Genomic DNA, 18,919 nt, shown 5'->3' with positions numbered 1-18,919 from the left:
ATATAGTTTTTACGACATTAAAATAACATTTTTCTTTTTCGTACCAATAACCAAATTATTACGGGTGCACCGATAAGAGAGGTAATGGCATTTATAGGAAGTGTTAGATCACTTGAAGGAACTTGAGCAAAGGTATCACATACTAACATAATAATACTACCAAACAAAATTACAGCGGGTAGCAATATTTTATGATCCGAAGTATGAAATAATTGCCTAGTTAAATGAGGTACCGCTAGTCCGATAAATGCAATGGGTCCTGCAAATGCTGTAATACTTCCAGCCAATAAGCTAGTCGCTATAACAATCAAAATACGACTTTTTTTGATACTTAAACCTAAACTTTTTGCATAGTTTTCACCCAAAAGAAGTGTATTTAAAGGTTTTATTGTTGCAAAAGCTAAGAGAAGACCTATTAAAATAATTACAGACATAATTAATAAATCGTTCCAAGTGAGGTTACCTAAGCTGCCAAATCCCCAAAAGATAAATTGCTGAAGCTGTTCTGCAGGAGCAAAATAAGAAAGAACACTTACGATCGCAGTGGTGATACTACCAAACATCAAACCAATAATTAGAATAGCCATAGTATCCCGTACTCGTATCGATACAATCATGACAATTATAAGAACTAAAATGCTTCCTAAGCTTGCGGCTACAACCAAACTCCATTTTGAAACTAAAAGTAATGAGATTGTAGATCCAGCAACTGATCCTCCCAAAAGTAATAATGCGACACCTAAACTAGCTCCAGAGCTGATACCTAGTACAAAAGGTCCAGCTAAAGGATTACGAAAAAGCGTTTGCATCAATAATCCTGAAACACCTAAACCACTTCCTACTAGCATGGCAGTAAGGGCTTTTGGTAATCGGTATTCGATTATAATATGACGCCAAGATTCTTTTTCAACTGTAGCGCCTATCAAGCTACCCAAAGTATCACTCCAAGGTATAAAAACAGACCCTAGGCTTATGTTTGTTATAAAACATACTAGTAATAGCAATAGGATGCCTATAAAAACCTTATGATATGATTGATTAGGGCTCAATTATAGTAAATTTTTAAAAAAGTAAAGTTCATACGTTGGTAGCAACTGTGGATGTGCAATTTTAATAATATCTTTTAAAATTAAATCTGGACGCATTGGCCCAAGTTCGTAATACATCATACCACCAGTTTTGCCAGTTTTTAAGGTTGCAGAATATACTTTTTTATTTTTGAACGCATCAAAAAGTTGATATCGGTTGTTCTCTTTGTAAAGTTCACTAAAAGTTTCCGAATTTCCAGATCCTATCCAAAAATCAGCATTTTGCCCTCGTTCTAAAACACTTTCAAAATTTAAGGCAATACTTCCACTAGTTGTATGGTCATTCCACAAATACTTTGTGTTAGCATCACTAAATAATTTTGCAATATAACTTTTACCTCCAGGTACATGCCACGTATCTTTAAACATATTTCCTGCTAGTATTGTGGGTGATGTTTCTACATTAGTTGCAATTCTCACCGCATCTTTATATGCTTTTTCTATTCTTTCAAAAATAAGATTAGCTTTTTCGTCTTCTTCATAAAATGCGGCTATAAATTTAATCCATTCGGCACGACCTAAAGGATGTTTTTCCATCCAGGACCCATTCATTACAACGGGTATACCGGTTTTTTGAATCAAATCATAAGCTTTTGTATTTCCCGAAGATGAGAACCCTACAACTACATCTGGATCAAGTTCTAAAACCAATTCTGTATTTATTGAACGTTCACTACCTAATTCTATTATATTATCTGTCTCTACTAAAGATCGTGTACGTTCTGATGAAATATAGTTGGTATTAGGAAACCCCACTAATGTACTTTCTTTTTCTAAAAGTTCTAGAATAGGAATATCGGTAGTTGAGGTGACAATGATATCTTGAATAGGAACTTTAATAAATGTAGCATTTGGATAGTTCTTCGGTTTTTTATCATCTTGAGTATATAGAATATAAGTGAATTCATGTTTTGCATCAGGCCATGGATTATTTATTTTAACCACCTTGAATCCATTATGCTTGCTGATCTTAAACCCAGTTGCATAGGACACCGCCTGATGATTTTCATGATTAGCTTGCTCAAGAAAGACTGTACTATTTTTTTCTTTGCATGAAAAAATAATTAAAAGGAATACACTTATATAAAATTTCATCACAGTTAATTTACGTCCCAAACTTCGAACATTTTTAGATAAAATGTATAGTAAAAGGTGTTAATTTGTCTTTTTTTGAAAAATTACTATATCATTTAAGTGAAATAACATGAAGTATAAAGTTTGATCTAGTTCTTATCATTGATTATTAGAGTAGTTAAAAAACAAGAGTTTAATATACCGCTTTATTTAAGATATTGATCGTATTGATACTTCAAAAATTACTAGGTAGTGACGCTTCGTTGTATTTATGATGTAATTCACTTATGTGTGTCAACTAGTAAAACAAGACATATAATTCATTAATATTAAGTAATTAAAAAAAATAGTTGACCATAACTAATCACTACTTATTGGGTGAAAATATCTTATATATAGCTATATTTTTGCATTGTCTTAATTTGGAAGTTGAATGGTAATAATATCACCATAATTAATTTTTATTGAAAAAGAGTTTTTGAGAGGTATGTTTTGGATAGAGGCAAGAAAGGCTCGCATGGGGCCTGCATGCGTAACTATAAAAACTTTGTTATGAGACAAAACAGATAAATCATCAAAAAAAGCGTGAACACGCTTTGAAAGATCGATATAGGACTCACCATTTGGTACTTTAACATTTACAAAATCTTGCATCCAGGGATTCAGTTCTTCTTTGGCAATTTCATCCCATTTTTTATTTTCCCATTTACCAAAGTTTAATTCCATAAGACGCGCATCTGTTATCGCATCAGATTTTATTTTTTTGGCTAACTTTTTACAACGTTTCAACGGGCTAGTATACAGTGCGAATGACTCGGTTAATGGTAACTGTGATAAAACTTTTTTTGCTTCAATTGTAAAAGAGTTTGTGAGATCCAAATCTGTTTGACCATAGCAAATACCTTTATCGATAGCAGGTGTTGTGTGTCGTATTAGATAAATTTCCATAGGATGAGCATTGTTAAATAGTATATCACTTCACTAATTTGTTGCACCGCACCTGCACAATCACCTGTTTGTCCTCCAATCCACTTGTTAAATTTAGCAGCCAAAAACATTTTTGAAGTATACATTGGAATCAATGTAAAAAAGACCCAAAATGAATGAAAGAAAAATAACGGAATTACTCCAAAAATAGCACTGACACAAAGCATTTTCCAAGATATGCTTTTTGCGGCAGGCTTAGATTTACTGTCATGGGTATCGCGTACATAAGGATGAGTAAAGATTAGTGTAGTCGCTATAAAACGGCTTAAACTATGTCCCGAGATTATAAATAAAGGAATTTGGTTAACAGGAAATTCTCGTAGTGCACTAAACTTAATGGCTAGCATACAAGTTAAGCCAATCGTGCCGTAAGTTCCTAATCGAGAATCCTTCATTATTACTAAGATTTTCTCTTTTGTCCAGCCTCCGCCAAAACCATCACAAACATCGGCGAAACCATCTTCATGAAAAGCACCGGTAGCATAGATGGTAGCAAACATGGATAAGAGTAAGGCGATTTCTTTAGAAAACAAAAAAGACATACCATAAAATATGATGGCTCCTATCGCTCCGACGAGTATTCCTACTAGCGAGAAATAACGTGAACTTTTTCGTAAATAGTCCGGATGATGCTCAACCCATTTTGGACACGGAATCCGTGTAAAAAACATAACCGCTGTAAGAAATATATGTATCTGAGTTTTCATGCAATTATTTTACAGAGGTTACGCTAGCTTCTTCAAAACTAGCCATCGAATTCAAAAAATTTATTGCAGACACTAATAGGGGATAGGCCAACGCACATCCAGTTCCTTCGCCCAACCTCAAATGCAAAGAAAGGATAGGTGATTGATTTAAATAGTGAAGCATCTTTTTATGTCCTTGTTCTTCAGAGATATGGGAGAATATACAGTAATCAACAACGTTTGTGTGTAGTGCCTGAGCAATTAAAAGAGCAGACGTAACAATAAAACCATCGATAAGAATTGTCATTTGTAATTCTGCAGCTCTCAAAATAGCACCTGTTATCATGGCAATTTCAAAACCACCAAAAATCGCAAGCGCCTCAATAGGATTCTTAGGAGAATGTTTTAGAAAGACGTTGTTTAATATGTTTTGTTTTTTAACCACATTATCGAAAGAGAGCCCTGTACCTGCTCCTACACATTCTTTAATTGGGAGTTTAGTTATGTAAGACATCAACAAAGCAGCTGATGAGGTGTTACCAATTCCCATTTCTCCAAACCCAATAATGTTGGTGCCCTGTTTGTGAACTTCTGTAACTAGATTAGCCCCTTTTTTTATTGCTTCTTGGCATTCGTGTACAGTCATTGCTGGACTAACTTGATAATTTTGTGTTCCGTAATTAATTTTTAAATCAATTAACCTAGGATGGTTATCAAAATTAAAGTTTACGCCCGCGTCGATAATTTTTAATGCAATATCATGTTGCTTACAAAATATGTTGATGGCGGCGCCACCATTAAGAAAATTAAGAACCATTTGCGAGGTGACTTCTTGTGGATAATTGTTTACCTCATTTTGTGTTGCAATACCGTGATCTCCTGCAAAAACCAAGATGTGTGGTTTTGTTAATATTGGTCGTTCAGACTGTTGGATCATGGCTAATTGGTACGCTACTTTTTCTAACATACCCAAGGCACCGATTGGTTTTGTTTTTCCATCAATTTTATCATTTATTTTTTTACTCAGTTCAGCGTTTTGATTGGTTTTGATAGAGAATGTCATTGGTATAAATGATTTTACGAATGTTATTTAATTTTGACAGGGATACCCGATATCATTAAGGTTGCTTGATCAGCATGTTTGGCAATATACTGATTCATCCATCCCTGTAATTCGGTGAATTTTCTACCAACCTGAGTAGTAGCATGAACTCCCATTCCAATTTCGTTGGATATAATAATAATAGTTGCATTAATAGTAAGTAATTTATCAAACTCATCTTTTGCTAGTTGCAATGCTTGTTCGATATCATTATCAGTATCCACAAAAAAATTAGTAAGCCATAGTGTTACACAATCGATAACAACCGTAGTCTCTGGAATAATCACTGTTGATAAATGTTTTTCTTCTTCGATAGAAGTCCATCTTTGATCTCTATCTGCAATATGTCGATTGACACGATCTTGATGCTGTGCATCCCAAATACGAGACGTAGCCAAATAGTATGGATTAGGGTGGAGTGATAGAGCTAAACGTTGTGCATAGCTACTTTTCCCTGATCGTTCTCCACCTGTTATATAATACATCATTTTGTTTTGAACAATTTTAAAGGGCTAAGGTAATAGTATTATCAATTTATAAAAGAAACAGCTCTTGTTTTTTGGATAAATAGTTTTACTTTCGCAGCGAATTTTGGTTCGAAAGCATATAGTATTTATGCTGAAGATTAAAAGGGAATCAGGTGACTTAAGCAATTTTAGTGAAGAGAAATCCTGAGCTGTTCCCGCAACTGTAAGCTTAGCTATTCTCATTTTTGAGATAGTATTTACTGTCACATCTGCATAACCACTGTTTTAGATGAGGATTATCATCATCATTAAAGCGGGAAGGTAGACAGTAAGACGCAAGCCAGGAGACCTGCCATGATCAAAAGTATCAAACTTTCGGGATAAAGGTTTGGGTATGGGGAGACTACATACTTTTTTCCGGTTTTAATAAACTAAGTTTTTATAGTAATGAACAAAAAAACTATGCTTGGGACCGCACTTTGTATATGGGCGGCTCAACTAATTACCAGTCAGGAAACAACATCACAACAACCTATTAACGAATTAGAAGAGGTTGTAATCTCAGATTCAAAATTTGATTTAAAGAGAGAACAAAGCGGTAAGATAATTACTAAAATTACAGCCCAAGAATTAAAGAGAAGCCAGGGACAATCTGTGGCAACGGTTCTAAATCGAGTTGCAGGAATCTATATGAATGGTTCGAATAATGCGGCAGGAGCAGTTATTACCACTAATGTTAGGGGCGGAGGTAATCGACAAGTAGTGGTGCGTGTAGATGGTGTAACCGTTACCGATCCTTCTAACAGCAGTGGAGCTTTTGATTTAAGATTATTATCTGTTAATCAAATAGAGAGTATCGAAATTTTAAAAGGATCGTCGAGTACACTTTATGGATCAGGGGCAGCCACAGCAGTTATTAATATTACTTTAAAAAAGGAAAGTAAAGATAGAATATCTGCCAATTTTGAATCTAGCATTGGATCCAACCAATCACAAGAAGAACAAGATTACGATATTAAGGAATTTACTAATGCGGCATCTGTGAATGGAACTTTGGGTAAGTTCTATTATCTCGCCAGTTTTGGTAATCAATACTCTGGAGGATTATCCGAAGCAGAGCCATTTGATGACTCTTCAGATACGTTTGAAAAGGACTTTTTTAATAAGTATAACGTATATACAAAAGCCGGTTATAAAGTTAATGATCGTTTCAGGTTTCATTTGTATGGTACCTTGGATAACTTTGAAAATACTTATGATAAAGGTGCCGGTGCAGATGGAAATAATTCATCTAACAGCAAACAAAAACGCATTGGTAGTCAATGGGAGTATGCCTCCAATGATCTAAGTTTTACCTTTGTGGATAGCTATGCTTTGACAGAAAAAAAATATACTTCTGATTTTTATGTAAGTGACGTTCAAAGTAGATTATATACTTTTGATGCTTACAGTAAATATACTTTCAAAAAAAGTTTTTATACCGTCATAGGTGTGAATGGAGCGTATAGTGATTATAAGGAGTATAGTGCAAGTAATCGAAATTCACCTTTAGAGCTTGCCATCGACAATGATGAAGCTGATTTTGATATTGTAGATCCTTACTTAAATGTAGTTTATACGTCAAAGTTTGGATTGAATGTAAATGCCGGAGTTCGATTAAATATCCACAGTGAATATGGTACTCATTTGGTTTATTCCTTGAATCCATCATACACATATGAATTTGGAGATAACTATTTAAAAGGTTTAGCTTCTTATAGTAGCGCTTATATAACACCCTCTCTTTATCAGTTATATGCTCCAATATATGGCAATTTAGACTTAAATCCAGAAGAGAACATTACCATAGAAGGAGGAGTAGAACTTTCTCTAAATAAAAAGACAAGAATTAGTGCAGTATATTTTAGAAGAGAAGAGCAAAATTTTGTCGATTTCGTGGATCTTGGAGATTTTGTATTCCAATATCAAAATGTTGAAGAGGATTTTAACACTTCGGGAATAGAGGTTGAAATAGGAACTAAAGTGCTTAATGATAAATTACAACTTTCGGGTAATTTTACGTACACTAAGGTAGATGAGGATTTGTCACAAATCCGAATACCAGAAATGATGTTTAATGTATCTACGGGATATCAAGTGAATGATAAAACCTTCACTTCTCTATCATACCGATTTAATGATGATCGGGAAGACAGTTTTTTTAACGCAACTACCTTCGAAGTCCAGGAGGTTACCTTAGATAGTTTTGGATTGCTTGACTTTTACATCAATCATAAACTGTTAAGCAATATGAATATATTTGCAAGTGTTTCTAATATTACTAATGAAGATTTTCAAGAATCGTTTGGATACAGCACGCGTGGTAGAAATGCTAAAATTGGTTTTAGTCTGAATTTCTAGATAAACCAACTGTTCAAACGCTTTACATAAAAAAGATGCTGGCTTACATGCATGTAAGCCAGCATCTTTTTTATGATCTAATGTAAGTTATTAATTTATCGTATTAAGTCTATTTTATTAGGATCGATATACATACGCTGATATGTAGGGTTGTACATTTTGCTTTCTCCCAGTACTTTCATTTCTTGAAAAAAACTTTTTTTGTTTTTCGCATTGGGGTCTGCAGGAATAATACGGTTTACTACATATTCGAGCGCAGCGTTCAAAAAGGGTTCCGTGGCTTCACCCAGTACACCTAAATCGGATATGGTTTCTTGAAAGTTTACATTGGGAACCAAACCGTTTATAAAATCAGTTTTACCGAGCTTATTAGCTGATTTTAATACTAGTGGTTGAATAGCATAAGTATGAGCCGTACTAGCTCCTGATCTTCCAAAATTGTTGGAATCATAAAGGGTGATCGATGCTTGAAATTTACCAGTAGTAGTGTCGCCAATTTTAATAGTTTCAATATAAGGATCTAATCCATTGATTACTAATTCACTAGCCGATGCGCTTCGATCTGTAGTTAGTATATATACTTTGGATAAGTTTAAAGAATTAATTTGCGCCCCAGTGCGTATTGTATCTCTAAAACGATTAAGTAATTGCTCGGGATCTTCATTATTAAAAGCATTTTGCAATTCGTTATTCCAAATTTCTTTCGAAAATATCTCTCCAGTAAACTGCCCTGTTATCATTGCTGATAGATCAATTGCTGTTTGAACAGATCCACCACCATTATAACGTAGATCGAGTATTAGGTCATTAATACCTTGGGCTTTTAATTCACCAAAAGCCGTATTAAGTTGTTCATCAAAATTACTTACAAAGCTATTGTACATAATATAGCCTACTCTTTGCCCTTGATATTCGATTACTTTGTTAATAAAAATAGGATTCTCGGTATATTCTGTTTGTGTTAAACTCACTTCTTCACCGCTAGTAACAATCGTACCATCACTCGTTATGGTAGCCAAACCTATAGTATATGTGTTTAAATTAAGTAAGCTATTAAAATCTGTAGATCGCGTAAGTTTCTCTCCATTAATTCGATTAAATATATCTCCTCTTACAATACCTTTAGCTTCAGCATCAGTTCCAGGGAGCACATAGCGTACAAATCCAATAACATCATTAGATCCTTTTTTTACAAGAGCTAAAGAAAAATCCATTCCGTTACTTTTTGAAACTCCACTAAATGCTTGCTCAAGCTCTATATAGTTATCGGTTATAAAGCTAAAGCGATCTTGTTCGGATTGCAAGTTACTATACAATTCTTCGGGCGAGGGAAAGGTAGCTAGAAATTTATTAAGTTCTGAGGTATTAGAAAATTTGTCATTTGCTAATTCAGGAACATCTGCTTTATACAAGTATGCTTGATTCATACCATTCCAAATAAATTGATCTAATTCTTGATCAGGATTGTTAATGGAGTCATCATCAGTCGAGCAAGCTACAATTAATAAGATAGTTAAACCCGATAGAATATATTTTAATTGTCTCATTTACGTTATTTATGGGGTTAAAATACAATAATAATTTAAGTATGTAAAAATCTCGTTTTTAGAGTTAGTAGTCTTTGTACATTCTTTGGTATGCTGGAGAGATCATTTTACTCTCTCCGATAGTTTCCAAAGTTGAATTTGAATAAGATATTTTTAAACCTTGTATATCATTTAGAGCAGCTTTGAGTAATCGTTCATTAGGATCACCAAGAATGCCTAGATTGGTGTAATCCTCTGCAATTTCGATATCAGGAGCAAATCCTTCAAAATAATCAGTAAATCCTACAGCGTTTACCGATTTTAGAACCAAGGGTTGTATTGCATACGTGTGGTTAGGATTTGCGCCTTGTCTTCCAAAATTCTCTGAATCGTATAAAGTGATAGAAGCCTGAAATTTACCACGTGTGTTAGTCCCAACGGTGCGTACATCTATATAAGGATTAAGTCCGTTGATTATCAATTCACTAGCCGATGCCGAGCTTCGTGTTGTTAAAATATAAACTTTAGAAAGATTCAAAGAGTTTATTAAAGCTCCTGTTCTTATTGACTTATCAAAAAGATTAGTACTACCAAAATTTTCTTGTCTATCTTCGTTCCATTCTTCGGTTGTAAATACCTGACCTTCAAACTGACCTGTAATCATACTCGACAAATCAATTGCGCTGGTGACAGATCCACCACCATTATAACGTACATCTAGTACTAACTCTGTAACTCCTTCGGCCTTTAATAAACCAAAAGCGTCATTGAGTTGTGTATCAAAATCTCCAGTAAATCCATTATATAGGATATATCCAACTTTGACCCCGTTAAGGTCAAGGGTTTTAGTTATATGTACAGGATTTTCGGTGTATTGAGTTTTAGTTAGACTTATCGAAGTGCCATTTGGTGTGATAGAGGTTCCGTCAAAAGATGCCATTCCAATTGTGTACGAATCTAATCCTATGAGTTCTCTATAATTATCCAATGTTAATTGTGTGTCATTAATTGAATAAAAAATATCACCACGTTTTAATCCTTTTCTTTCGGCATCTGTACCAGGTAAAATATATCGAACATATCCAAAAACATCTATATCACTATCAGGATAAAATGTCAAGCCAAATTCCATTCCATGGTTAAGTGTAATGCCATCAAACGCTTGTTCAAGACTTATGTAGTCATCCACCAGAAAGCTAAACTCATCTTGAGGAGCGCGAAGTGATTCAAAAAAAAGCTCGGGAGTAGCAAATTTTTCTAAATAACTGCTGTAATCATCGTTAGATGTAAAAAAAGAATTAGCTAATTCAGGAATTTCTGATTTATAGAGATAAAAGGTATTCATTCCTTTCCATATAAAATCATTGATACTTACAACCGAGGCATCTTTAATTATATCATCTTGATCCTTAAAACATGCTTGACACAGTACAAATAAAGTACTAAGCATTAGTATAGATTTTAACACTTTCATGAATAGGGTAATTTAATTCCTTAAATGTAGCGTTTATTATTATTTTAAAAAAGATTGTAATAATTTAGATAGTTAGTCGTCTCCCATTTATAAAGCTAACAACTTTATAGTTACCAGCCATCATGAAAGAAGAAGTGTTTTTAAAATTAACAAATAGTTTTAGCGATAAACTTTATCGTATAGCAAAACGTTTGTTGATAAGTAATGAAGAGGCAGAAGATGCACTTCAAGAAGTTTTACTAAAACTATGGAAACGAAAAAAAACCATATCAAATTACAAGAGTCCAGAAGCATTAGCTATTACTATGACAAAGAATTATTGTTACGATAAGCTTAAAGCAAAAGCATCGGGAACTGTTAAGATTGAACACTCAAATTATACAGATAGACAAGCGTCACTGCAACAAGAGATTGAAGCAAAAAATAGTATGGAATGGGTTCATAAAATTATTGACAGTTTGCCAGAACAACAAAAATTAGTAATACAGTTGAGAGATATTGAACAATTTAATACCGCAGAAGTTGCTGCGATGCTAACAATGAATGAAAACTCTGTAAGAGTTGCTTTGTCACGTGGAAGAAAAGCTTTAAGAGAGGAACTAATTAAAAAGCAAAACTATGGAATTGTATAAAGTGAAAGATATATTAGCTTCTTATTTTGAGGGAAAATCAACGGTTGAAGAAGAAACAATGCTGCGCAATTATTTTTCTGGTGACAATGTGGCATCAGAATTGAAGTCCTACCAAGTAATGTTTGCTTATTTTAAAGAAGCTCAAAATGATGCGCCAATTACAAAAACATCTTCTTCGGGTAAAAACGAGGTAAAACCTTTGCAGATACGATATACAGGTCTGGCGATAGCAGCGACCATCGCTATTATACTAGGTGTCTTTATGTTCACACCAGTATCACCCAAAAATGATGATTTAGGTACATATGATGACCCAGAGATAGCATTGCAAAAAACAAAAGAGGTACTTCAATTAGTTTCAAAATATATGAATGAGGGAACTAGTGATTTAGAATACCTTAATGAAATTAGAAGTACCAAAGAGAAATTTTTAAAGTAATAAATAAAAATAAGTTTTAAATTAAATATTAGAATATGAGAAAGTTAGCCCTAGTAACAATGATTGTTATGATTTCATCCGTAGCAGTAGCCCAGAGCAATTTTGATAAGTACGAGAATATGAAAGAGGTTTCCTCGATGGTTATGACAAGTAAAATGTTTAAACTATTAAGTAAGATAGATTTTGAAAGTAGTGATCAAGAAACTCAACAATACATAAACTTGGTTGAGAACATCAATAATATTAAGGTTTTTGCGACTGATAACGAAACAATTGGGAAGAAGATGAAGACAGATGTTACTGCATATCTTAAAACAGCAACTTTGGATGAATTGATGCGAGTAAATAGTGAGGGAAAAAATATCAAGTTTTACTCAAAACCAGGTAAAAATGAAAATTATGTAAGCGAATTATTTATGTTTTTGGAAGGTGGAAAAGAAAAAGACGGTACGGGAACTGTAATACTTACAATAACGGGAAATATTGATTTGAGACAAGTCTCCAAATTAGCCGATGATTTAAATATTCCAGGAGGAAAAGAACTAAAAAATGTGGAGAAGAAAAATTAATTTAGATTTTTCTGAACTCTCTTCCGAATCAATAAACAATAAGAAAATGAAAATTTTGAAAACGGTATTTGGAGTGATGGTAGCAGTGCTCTTATTTGGATGCCAAAATTCACCATCACTACAAACTTATTTTGTAGATCATCAAGAAGATTCAGACTTTATAGGCATTGACATACCTTTAAGTTTACTTAAATCCAAGGACTTGGAGCTAGATGCAGAGGGACAAGAAACCCTAAATAGTATAAAAAAAATGAATGTTTTAGCCTTGCCTTACAAAGCAACGAACGAAAAAAAATATAATTCTGAAAAAAAGACGATTCAAAGTATTTTGCAATCCAAGGATTATCAATCGCTAATGCGTTTTGGATCTAATGGTGCAACCGTAGAATTGAAATATGTTGGTAAGGACGATGTTATTGATGAGGTAGTTGTATTTGCTAATGATCAACGCAAGGGTCTTGCCCTAGTTCGCATTCTGGGAAATAACATCAAACCAGAAAAAATCGCAAAATTGGTGAAATCTTTTGAAAAGAGTGACATAGATTTGAAGGGGTTGAGTAACTTTTCCAAATTTTTGAATTAATTTTAATTGGGTTTTAAAACGTATTTACAAAAAAATGCGGGACTGGCTAGTCCCGCATTTTTTTGTAAATATAAGCTTATTAAAGTTTTTAAATTCCCGTATAGTTAGAGGGAGTAATTTGTTTTAATTCGTTTTTAATATCAGAAGAGACATCAAGGGTATCAATAAAACTATGCATAGATTCTTGGTTGATTACCTCATTTGTTCGTGTCAAACCTTTTAATGCTTCATAAGGATTAGGATATCCCTCTCTTCTTAAAATAGTTTGAATAGCCTCGGCAACTACAGCCCAATTAGCTTCAAGATCCTTGGCGAACTTCTCTTCATTAAGAAGTAATTTACTTAAACCTTTAAGAGTCGCCTGAAAAGCAATTAAGGTATGTCCAAATGGAACTCCTATATTACGTAAAACAGTACTATCAGTAAGATCACGTTGTAATCTACTAACAGGTAATTTGGATGATAAATGCTCAAAGAGTGCATTCGCTATGCCGATATTACCTTCACTGTTTTCAAAGTCAATAGGATTGACCTTGTGCGGCATTGCCGAAGAACCTACTTCACCTTTCTTTATTTTTTGTTTAAAATAATCCATGGATACATAGGTCCATATATCTCGATCTAAATCTAGAATTATGGTATTAATGCGCTTTAAACCATCAAATAATGCTGCCACATGATCATAATGTTCTATTTGAGTGGTAGGAAAGGAATGGTGTAATCCTAGTGATTCTTGTACAAAATTAGTTCCGAATTCTTTCCAATCTATAGCAGGGTAGGCGACGTTATGTGCGTTGAAATTCCCCGTTGCACCACCAAATTTTGCAGCACTCGGGATATCTTTTAACAAATCGAATTGCGCTTCAAGCCGTGTAACATACACTTGAAATTCTTTTCCTAAGCGAGTAGGAGAGGCGGGTTGACCATGAGTTCTAGCTAACATCGGAATATCTTTCCAATCAATAACTAATTTTTTTAAAGCCTCAAGTAAATCCATAAATTGCGGTATATAAACCGAATTCATGACCTCTTTAATGCTTAGTGGTATTGCTGTATTATTGATATCTTGTGAAGTAAGACCAAAATGAATAAACTCTTTATATTCTTGAAGATGTAACTGATCAAATTTATCTTTAATGAAATATTCTACAGCTTTAACATCATGATTCGTTACTTTTTCTATTTCTTTTATAGCCAAAGCATCATCGGTAGTAAAGCTACTGTAAACTTCTCTTAGTTTTGGATATAAATTTTTGTCCAAAGATTGTAATTGTGGTAGCGGTAGTTCACACAAGGCTATAAAATATTCTATTTCTACCAAAACTCGGTATTTTATCAATGCTTCTTCGCTAAAATAAGCGTTTAGAGCTTTCGTTTTGGAAGCATAACGACCATCGATGGGTGATATAGCTTTTAATGCTGATAGTGACATAGTTGTTGTGTTGTTATTTTTTTTGAAAAAGGCAAAGATAAAAGATTATATGGGTAGATAATAATTTTAGTTCAATGAAAACGTAATGGTATAGAGTGTTATATTTTTGAAAGTATATGTCTTGCTCGAGCTCTGTATGCAGCGGTTTGTGCTATATAATCTTGTTGTAACAACACCTTCAAATCTGGATAAATCCATTTAAATTCTTGCCCTAAATAATAAAGACAGGTCATACTATACGCTTTGGGTGCTACTTTTTGATCAGTAATTAGCCAATCGAAGCAAACTGTAACTATAGCTTCACGAATTTTAAGAGATAGTTCAACGTGTTTCTCATGCTTGTAATGCTCAACAATAAGATGTTCACAAATTTTGGCGGCAGGTCTTACACCTGCATTAAAATGAACTTTGGGTAAAATTGAAATAAATTCATCTATGTGAGGTAGCAGATTTATAAGTGAATCTCTACAAATAAACTCAAGCCCCCAAAAAGCTTTATTTGATAAAGGATTATCTACTTGCTTTGCAAAATACAAAATTTCTTGAACAGAGATACATTTGTTGTTTAGTAGTTGACAGAAGGCTTTTCGTTTTTCTTTGGAGTGGTCTAAAATGTTTAATTCAGTAAATAAATCCATCAATACAACTTATTTTATTACGAACTGCTTTTACTGATTTAATAACGAGGTAACCAAAGTAACTACGCCAGTAGTAGCTTTTTCTTGTATAATTTTTATGTTTTTAACAGCATTGATTTGTGGATTGGGATCTATATAAAATATTTCTTGCGTAGTAGCATAATTAAGTAAGCTTGCCGCAGGATATACTTGCATAGAAGTACCAATTATAAAAATTAAATCTGCTTTTTTGATGATACTTATAGCCTGATCAAATAAAGGAACATCCTCTCCAAACCAAACAATATGAGGTCGTAATTGCGATTGATGTTCACATAAGTCGCCAATAATTAAATCATTTTTCCAATCTAGTATTAAATTTTCGTCAAATTGGCTACGTACTTTAAGCAATTCACCATGCAAATGAAGTACATTAGAACTCCCTGCGCGTTCATGAAGATCATCTACATTTTGAGTTAGTATCGAAACATTAAATTTATCTTCCAGTGAAACTAAGGCTCTATGTGCAGCATTTGGTTCAACCAAGAGTAATTGTTTACGTCTTTGGTTATAGAAATCTAAAACATGTTGAGGGTTGTTTTTCCATCCAATAGGTGATGCTACTTCCATAATGTCATGTCCTTCCCAGAGACCATTACTATCTCTAAAAGTATTGATTCCGCTCTCTGCGCTCATGCCCGCACCCGATAAAACAACTATATTTTTCATACACTACTAGATAAGTAAAGATATGAAATTTTCAAAAATGAATTTTATTTTGTCATGGCATAATAACCGTTTCCTTATGCTTATTACCTATGAGATTATTTTTCAAAACTATGTTAACTACATTTTAACAAAGAATTGTCTGATTTATAGGCGTATTTTTTATGCGGTTTAACCTCAAACTATTTCTTAAGTAAAGTTTTATATTGCAAGCAGTTATGTTGCCTTAAAAATAATTGATTTCGTATCTCTAACAATGATAATAATATTACTTTACCAGTAATATTAGAGGATTTAAGTAATGATCTGTAAATCAATAGTTTGATGATTAAGCTAATTGAGTCATACTACATATGCATCAACCTAGAACCTTAATTAATTAAATCTTTAATGTAGGTAAAATATTACACAATAATGTAAGTGCGTATAATATAATATATTTGCCATATGTTTCCTTAAGATTATTATTCGGGGAAATTTTGAACTATAGGAATTGCTCTCTTATAATTTGTAAGAGGTTCTTTTATTTTCTGTAAATATTTGAATACTATATGTTTTTTTTGAATATTTAAAATTTATTATCTATATTTGAATTGTAAAGTAAGAAGATTTTTAATGTCTTATTTTATTTTTTTCTGAAAAGTATATTTTGTATAACTATATACAATTTTATATAGTTAATTATTAATTAAACCAATTTAAGTATGAAAACTGTTAAAACTATTTTTGCGATTTTAGTATTGGCTACTGCGTTTGTAGCTTGTGAATCAGAGAGCGTTAATGATGAGATAGGTCTCGATGCAAATGAAATTTTAGCTACCGAAGACGCTGGAGGAGAAATATTACCACCAACTGACGAAGAATAATTAGATCTATTGAAAAATAAAAAGCAACGATTTTTCGTTGCTTTTTTTATGCATTTTTTTTCGAAACAATTAAATAAAGGTAATTGTATCATCGTATTTTTAAGATGTGTATAATAAAAGGGAAATAGTTATTATGCTTTGAAATCTATTTATTAATTTGACCCTTTAACGAATTTTTATGATTTTAAAATTACAACGAATAGTCATAGCTATTATTTTAGTTACAGCGTGTTCCTGTACAAAAGATCAAAATGATCAAGATAATTTAAATGATGTGTCAAAATCTGAAGTGATGTTGACAAAATATTTAAATAGTGCCAATAATCGAAAGCTTACAGCAGAAGAAAGGTTATCGAACGCAAATAGTGCTTCATACTGGAATTCAAAATTACAAGATGACAGTGAAAAACGGCGTAACTACACAAGAATAGGGTTAATTTATTACTATTTAGGGAAATACGATGAGTTTAAGTCAGAGAATTTTAAAGGGTTAAAATTATCGAAAAAATTAATGGATTCGGTAGGTATAGCTAAATCCTATGTTAATATAGGTTCGTTTTATAACTACCGCGATCAGTTAGATAGTTCATTTTATTATTTCTATAACGCGGTTAAAATATATAATTCTTTAGAAGAACCCAATAGAGTTAATTATGGAACCACATTATTTAATTTAGCAATTGTTCAAAAAAACTTTAAAGATTACGTTGGAGCAGAGGCTAGTATTATTCGAGCGATAGATCATTTTAAGAGTGCAGATAACCCTTTGTATTTATATTCTTGTTATAACAATTTAGGAATTATTTCGAAAGAATTAGGACGTTATGAAGATGCGATTCAGAACTATCAAAATGCGTTGAATTATGCTCGTAGAATGGAGAATGGTAAATTTAGAGAAATTCAAGCACTTAACAATATAGGAGTTGTTTTTAAGAGTCAGAAATTATACGATAAAGCTATCGATTATTATATGCAAGCATCTGCTTTTGATGAAATTTTAGAAGAAAAACCCAAAACAAAAGCATTGTTAATGGATAATATAGCATATGCAAAATTTTTGGCAGGTACAAACGAGGGTGTTTTGTCATCATTTTTAAAATCTAAGAAAATTAGAGACAGTATTAATGACAAACCTGGTTTGATTACAAATAATTTACATTTGGCAGAATATTTTTCTTCTTTAGATCAGGATAGTACATCGGTCGAGTATGCATTGGTTGCAAAAAAAATAGCCAAAGATATTGGATATAATAAGGAGCTTCTTAACTCTTTAAAACTACTAAGCGATATTGCAGAAACATCGGATGCATTGTATTATGCACACGAGTACATAAAACTAAATGATAGTTTACAAAATCAAGAAAGAATTAGTAGCGACAAATTTGCTAGAGTAAAATTTGAAACGGACGAGATTGTTGAGAAAAATGAAAAAATTAGTAAAGAGAATGAGATTCTAATAATAACAGTTGTTAGTTTAGCTGCACTTTTTGTTTTAGTATATATCATATTCCGGCAAAGACAAAGTAATAACGAGTTACTATTTTCTCAAAAACAACAAGAATCCAATCAAGAGATTTATCGTTTACTTTTGAATCAGCAAGTAAAGCTTGAAGAAGGACGCCAGATGGAGCAGCAACGTATGTCTGAGGAGTTACATGATGGAGTTTTGGGTCGATTATTTGGAGTGCGATTGAGTTTGGATGGTATAAATCAGCGAGTAAATGATGGGTTTACCGAGTATCGTACGAAGTATATTGATGAGCTTAAGTCTATCGAACGTGAAATTAGATTGATCTCGCATGATTTGGGAACAGAGACATTCTCGCCAGATGTAGCTTATGTGGATGTAATAGAGAGTTTAATTAGTGATCAGTGTGCGATACACGAAGTTGATTTTACACTATCAAATGATGAGAATATAGATTGGGAAGATATTGATGATTTTAAAAAAGTTAATATCTATAGGATTATTCAAGAGTCTCTTCAAAATATTTTCAAACATGCAAATGCCGAAAAGATTGAAGTTAGTTTTAAAAATTTAGAAAATTCTATTAAATTAGTTGTTTTGGACAATGGCGTCGGTTTCAAATATGCCAAAGTGAAAAAAGGAATCGGACTACGTAATATTAATTCAAGAGTTAAGCAAATGGATGGAGAGGTGAAATTTGTAAGTACTAAAGAATCAGGTACAAAAATCATAGTTAATATACCAGTATCAAAATTTAAAAAAAAATCATATCTTAGTTAACAA

At 32.8% G+C, this 18,919-nt stretch carries 18 protein-coding genes and 1 riboswitch; of the genes, 7 read left to right on the top strand and 11 right to left on the bottom strand.

Features of this window, described 5'->3' with window-relative positions:
• Positions 1 to 17: 17 nt before the first annotated feature.
• The 6 genes from ACE939_RS07665 to ACE939_RS07640 form a co-directional block, all read right to left on the bottom strand.
• Positions 18 to 1,049, bottom strand: a complete 1,032-nt coding sequence (locus ACE939_RS07665) for a FecCD family ABC transporter permease (protein WP_378188340.1) — start codon at positions 1,047 to 1,049, stop codon at positions 18 to 20.
• Positions 1,050 to 2,204: an ABC transporter substrate-binding protein gene (locus ACE939_RS07660; protein ID WP_378188339.1), complete on the bottom strand. Its 1,155-nt coding sequence runs from the start codon at positions 2,202 to 2,204 to the stop codon at positions 1,050 to 1,052. It abuts the gene before it with no gap.
• A 375-nt stretch (positions 2,205 to 2,579) separates the two neighbouring features.
• Positions 2,580 to 3,110, bottom strand: a complete 531-nt coding sequence (gene cobC, locus ACE939_RS07655; RefSeq protein ID WP_378188337.1) for an alpha-ribazole phosphatase — start codon at positions 3,108 to 3,110, stop codon at positions 2,580 to 2,582.
• The gene (locus tag ACE939_RS07650; RefSeq protein WP_378188336.1) at positions 3,095 to 3,856 is read right to left on the bottom strand and encodes an adenosylcobinamide-GDP ribazoletransferase; all 762 of its coding nucleotides are present in this window, start codon (positions 3,854 to 3,856) and stop codon (positions 3,095 to 3,097) included. Before ACE939_RS07650 ends, cobC begins: the two co-directional genes overlap by 16 nt.
• A 4-nt stretch (positions 3,857 to 3,860) precedes the next feature.
• On the bottom strand, positions 3,861 to 4,898 hold the full coding sequence (gene cobT, locus ACE939_RS07645; RefSeq protein WP_378188335.1) for a nicotinate-nucleotide--dimethylbenzimidazole phosphoribosyltransferase: 1,038 nt from the start codon (positions 4,896 to 4,898) through the stop codon (positions 3,861 to 3,863).
• Between the two features lie 23 nt (positions 4,899 to 4,921).
• Complete coding sequence (locus ACE939_RS07640; RefSeq protein ID WP_378188334.1) at positions 4,922 to 5,425, bottom strand: bifunctional adenosylcobinamide kinase/adenosylcobinamide-phosphate guanylyltransferase; 504 nt, start codon at positions 5,423 to 5,425, stop codon at positions 4,922 to 4,924.
• Between the two features lie 102 nt (positions 5,426 to 5,527).
• Positions 5,528 to 5,776, top strand: a riboswitch (cobalamin riboswitch).
• A 75-nt stretch (positions 5,777 to 5,851) separates the two neighbouring features.
• Here ACE939_RS07640 and ACE939_RS07635 point away from each other — a divergent pair.
• Positions 5,852 to 7,804, top strand: a complete 1,953-nt coding sequence (locus ACE939_RS07635) for a TonB-dependent receptor plug domain-containing protein (RefSeq protein ID WP_378188333.1) — start codon at positions 5,852 to 5,854, stop codon at positions 7,802 to 7,804.
• Between the two features lie 95 nt (positions 7,805 to 7,899).
• Here ACE939_RS07635 and ACE939_RS07630 read toward each other — a convergent pair whose 3' ends face one another.
• Together ACE939_RS07630 and ACE939_RS07625 are read right to left on the bottom strand one after the other, a co-directional pair.
• Positions 7,900 to 9,351: a S41 family peptidase gene (locus tag ACE939_RS07630; RefSeq protein WP_378188332.1), complete on the bottom strand. Its 1,452-nt coding sequence runs from the start codon at positions 9,349 to 9,351 to the stop codon at positions 7,900 to 7,902.
• A gap of 64 nt (positions 9,352 to 9,415) precedes the next feature.
• Positions 9,416 to 10,804 carry a S41 family peptidase gene (locus ACE939_RS07625; protein ID WP_378188331.1) on the bottom strand — a complete coding sequence of 463 codons (1,389 nt, stop codon included), beginning with the start codon at positions 10,802 to 10,804 and terminating at the stop codon, positions 9,416 to 9,418.
• A 122-nt stretch (positions 10,805 to 10,926) separates the two neighbouring features.
• Between ACE939_RS07625 and ACE939_RS07620 the strand changes: the two genes are divergently transcribed.
• The 4 genes from ACE939_RS07620 to ACE939_RS07605 are packed head-to-tail and all read left to right on the top strand — an operon-like array spanning position 10,927 to position 13,027.
• On the top strand, positions 10,927 to 11,436 hold the full coding sequence (locus ACE939_RS07620; protein ID WP_378188330.1) for an RNA polymerase sigma factor: 510 nt from the start codon (positions 10,927 to 10,929) through the stop codon (positions 11,434 to 11,436).
• The gene (locus ACE939_RS07615; protein ID WP_378188328.1) at positions 11,423 to 11,875 is read left to right on the top strand and encodes a hypothetical protein; all 453 of its coding nucleotides are present in this window, start codon (positions 11,423 to 11,425) and stop codon (positions 11,873 to 11,875) included. Before ACE939_RS07620 ends, ACE939_RS07615 begins: the two co-directional genes overlap by 14 nt.
• Positions 11,876 to 11,910: 35 nt before the next feature.
• A complete protein-coding gene (locus ACE939_RS07610; RefSeq protein ID WP_378188326.1) occupies positions 11,911 to 12,444 on the top strand; it encodes a DUF4252 domain-containing protein in 534 nt (177 codons plus the stop codon).
• A gap of 46 nt (positions 12,445 to 12,490) precedes the next feature.
• Positions 12,491 to 13,027: a DUF4252 domain-containing protein gene (locus ACE939_RS07605; protein ID WP_378188325.1), complete on the top strand. Its 537-nt coding sequence runs from the start codon at positions 12,491 to 12,493 to the stop codon at positions 13,025 to 13,027.
• An 88-nt stretch (positions 13,028 to 13,115) separates the two neighbouring features.
• Here the strand turns inward: ACE939_RS07605 and purB are convergent, their stop codons facing one another.
• The 3 genes from purB to ACE939_RS07590 form a co-directional block, all read right to left on the bottom strand.
• On the bottom strand, positions 13,116 to 14,459 hold the full coding sequence (purB, locus tag ACE939_RS07600) for an adenylosuccinate lyase (RefSeq protein WP_378188324.1): 1,344 nt from the start codon (positions 14,457 to 14,459) through the stop codon (positions 13,116 to 13,118).
• A gap of 98 nt (positions 14,460 to 14,557) precedes the next feature.
• A complete protein-coding gene (locus ACE939_RS07595) occupies positions 14,558 to 15,097 on the bottom strand; it encodes an adenylosuccinate lyase (protein WP_378188323.1) in 540 nt (179 codons plus the stop codon).
• Positions 15,098 to 15,127: 30 nt separating this feature from the next.
• Positions 15,128 to 15,805 (bottom strand): NAD-dependent deacetylase, encoded by a 678-nt coding sequence (locus ACE939_RS07590; RefSeq protein WP_378188320.1) that lies wholly within the window; start codon positions 15,803 to 15,805, stop codon positions 15,128 to 15,130.
• Between the two features lie 701 nt (positions 15,806 to 16,506).
• Here ACE939_RS07590 and ACE939_RS07585 point away from each other — a divergent pair.
• Both ACE939_RS07585 and ACE939_RS07580 read left to right on the top strand, forming a co-directional pair.
• The gene (locus tag ACE939_RS07585; protein ID WP_378188319.1) at positions 16,507 to 16,668 is read left to right on the top strand and encodes a hypothetical protein; all 162 of its coding nucleotides are present in this window, start codon (positions 16,507 to 16,509) and stop codon (positions 16,666 to 16,668) included.
• A 178-nt stretch (positions 16,669 to 16,846) separates the two neighbouring features.
• Positions 16,847 to 18,916 carry a tetratricopeptide repeat protein gene (locus ACE939_RS07580; RefSeq protein ID WP_378188318.1) on the top strand — a complete coding sequence of 690 codons (2,070 nt, stop codon included), beginning with the start codon at positions 16,847 to 16,849 and terminating at the stop codon, positions 18,914 to 18,916.
• Positions 18,917 to 18,919 lie beyond the last annotated feature (3 nt).

The sequence above is a fragment of the Aquimarina rhodophyticola genome, from assembly GCF_042434915.1.
GTDB lineage: Bacteria > Bacteroidota > Bacteroidia > Flavobacteriales > Flavobacteriaceae > Aquimarina.
The sequence above is the reverse complement of the archived record's forward strand: the minus strand, read 5'-3'. Positions and strand labels throughout refer to the sequence as shown.

Excerpts from the sequence above, each read along its gene's own strand:
- cobC (WP_378188337.1), bottom strand. The coding sequence starts at position 3,110 with ATGGAAATTTATCTAATACGACACACAACACCTGCTATCGATAAAGGT.
- ACE939_RS07650 (WP_378188336.1), bottom strand. The coding sequence starts at position 3,856 with ATGAAAACTCAGATACATATATTTCTTACAGCGGTTATGTTTTTTACA.
- cobT (WP_378188335.1), bottom strand. The coding sequence starts at position 4,898 with ATGACATTCTCTATCAAAACCAATCAAAACGCTGAACTGAGTAAAAAA.
- ACE939_RS07640 (WP_378188334.1), bottom strand. The coding sequence starts at position 5,425 with ATGATGTATTATATAACAGGTGGAGAACGATCAGGGAAAAGTAGCTAT.
- ACE939_RS07635 (WP_378188333.1), top strand. The coding sequence starts at position 5,852 with ATGAACAAAAAAACTATGCTTGGGACCGCACTTTGTATATGGGCGGCT.
- ACE939_RS07630 (WP_378188332.1), bottom strand. The coding sequence starts at position 9,351 with ATGAGACAATTAAAATATATTCTATCGGGTTTAACTATCTTATTAATT.
- ACE939_RS07625 (WP_378188331.1), bottom strand. The coding sequence starts at position 10,804 with ATGAAAGTGTTAAAATCTATACTAATGCTTAGTACTTTATTTGTACTG.
- ACE939_RS07620 (WP_378188330.1), top strand. The coding sequence starts at position 10,927 with ATGAAAGAAGAAGTGTTTTTAAAATTAACAAATAGTTTTAGCGATAAA.
- ACE939_RS07615 (WP_378188328.1), top strand. The coding sequence starts at position 11,423 with ATGGAATTGTATAAAGTGAAAGATATATTAGCTTCTTATTTTGAGGGA.
- ACE939_RS07610 (WP_378188326.1), top strand. The coding sequence starts at position 11,911 with ATGAGAAAGTTAGCCCTAGTAACAATGATTGTTATGATTTCATCCGTA.
- ACE939_RS07605 (WP_378188325.1), top strand. The coding sequence starts at position 12,491 with ATGAAAATTTTGAAAACGGTATTTGGAGTGATGGTAGCAGTGCTCTTA.
- purB (WP_378188324.1), bottom strand. The coding sequence starts at position 14,459 with ATGTCACTATCAGCATTAAAAGCTATATCACCCATCGATGGTCGTTAT.
- ACE939_RS07595 (WP_378188323.1), bottom strand. The coding sequence starts at position 15,097 with ATGGATTTATTTACTGAATTAAACATTTTAGACCACTCCAAAGAAAAA.
- ACE939_RS07590 (WP_378188320.1), bottom strand. The coding sequence starts at position 15,805 with ATGAAAAATATAGTTGTTTTATCGGGTGCGGGCATGAGCGCAGAGAGC.
- ACE939_RS07585 (WP_378188319.1), top strand. The coding sequence starts at position 16,507 with ATGAAAACTGTTAAAACTATTTTTGCGATTTTAGTATTGGCTACTGCG.
- ACE939_RS07580 (WP_378188318.1), top strand. The coding sequence starts at position 16,847 with ATGATTTTAAAATTACAACGAATAGTCATAGCTATTATTTTAGTTACA.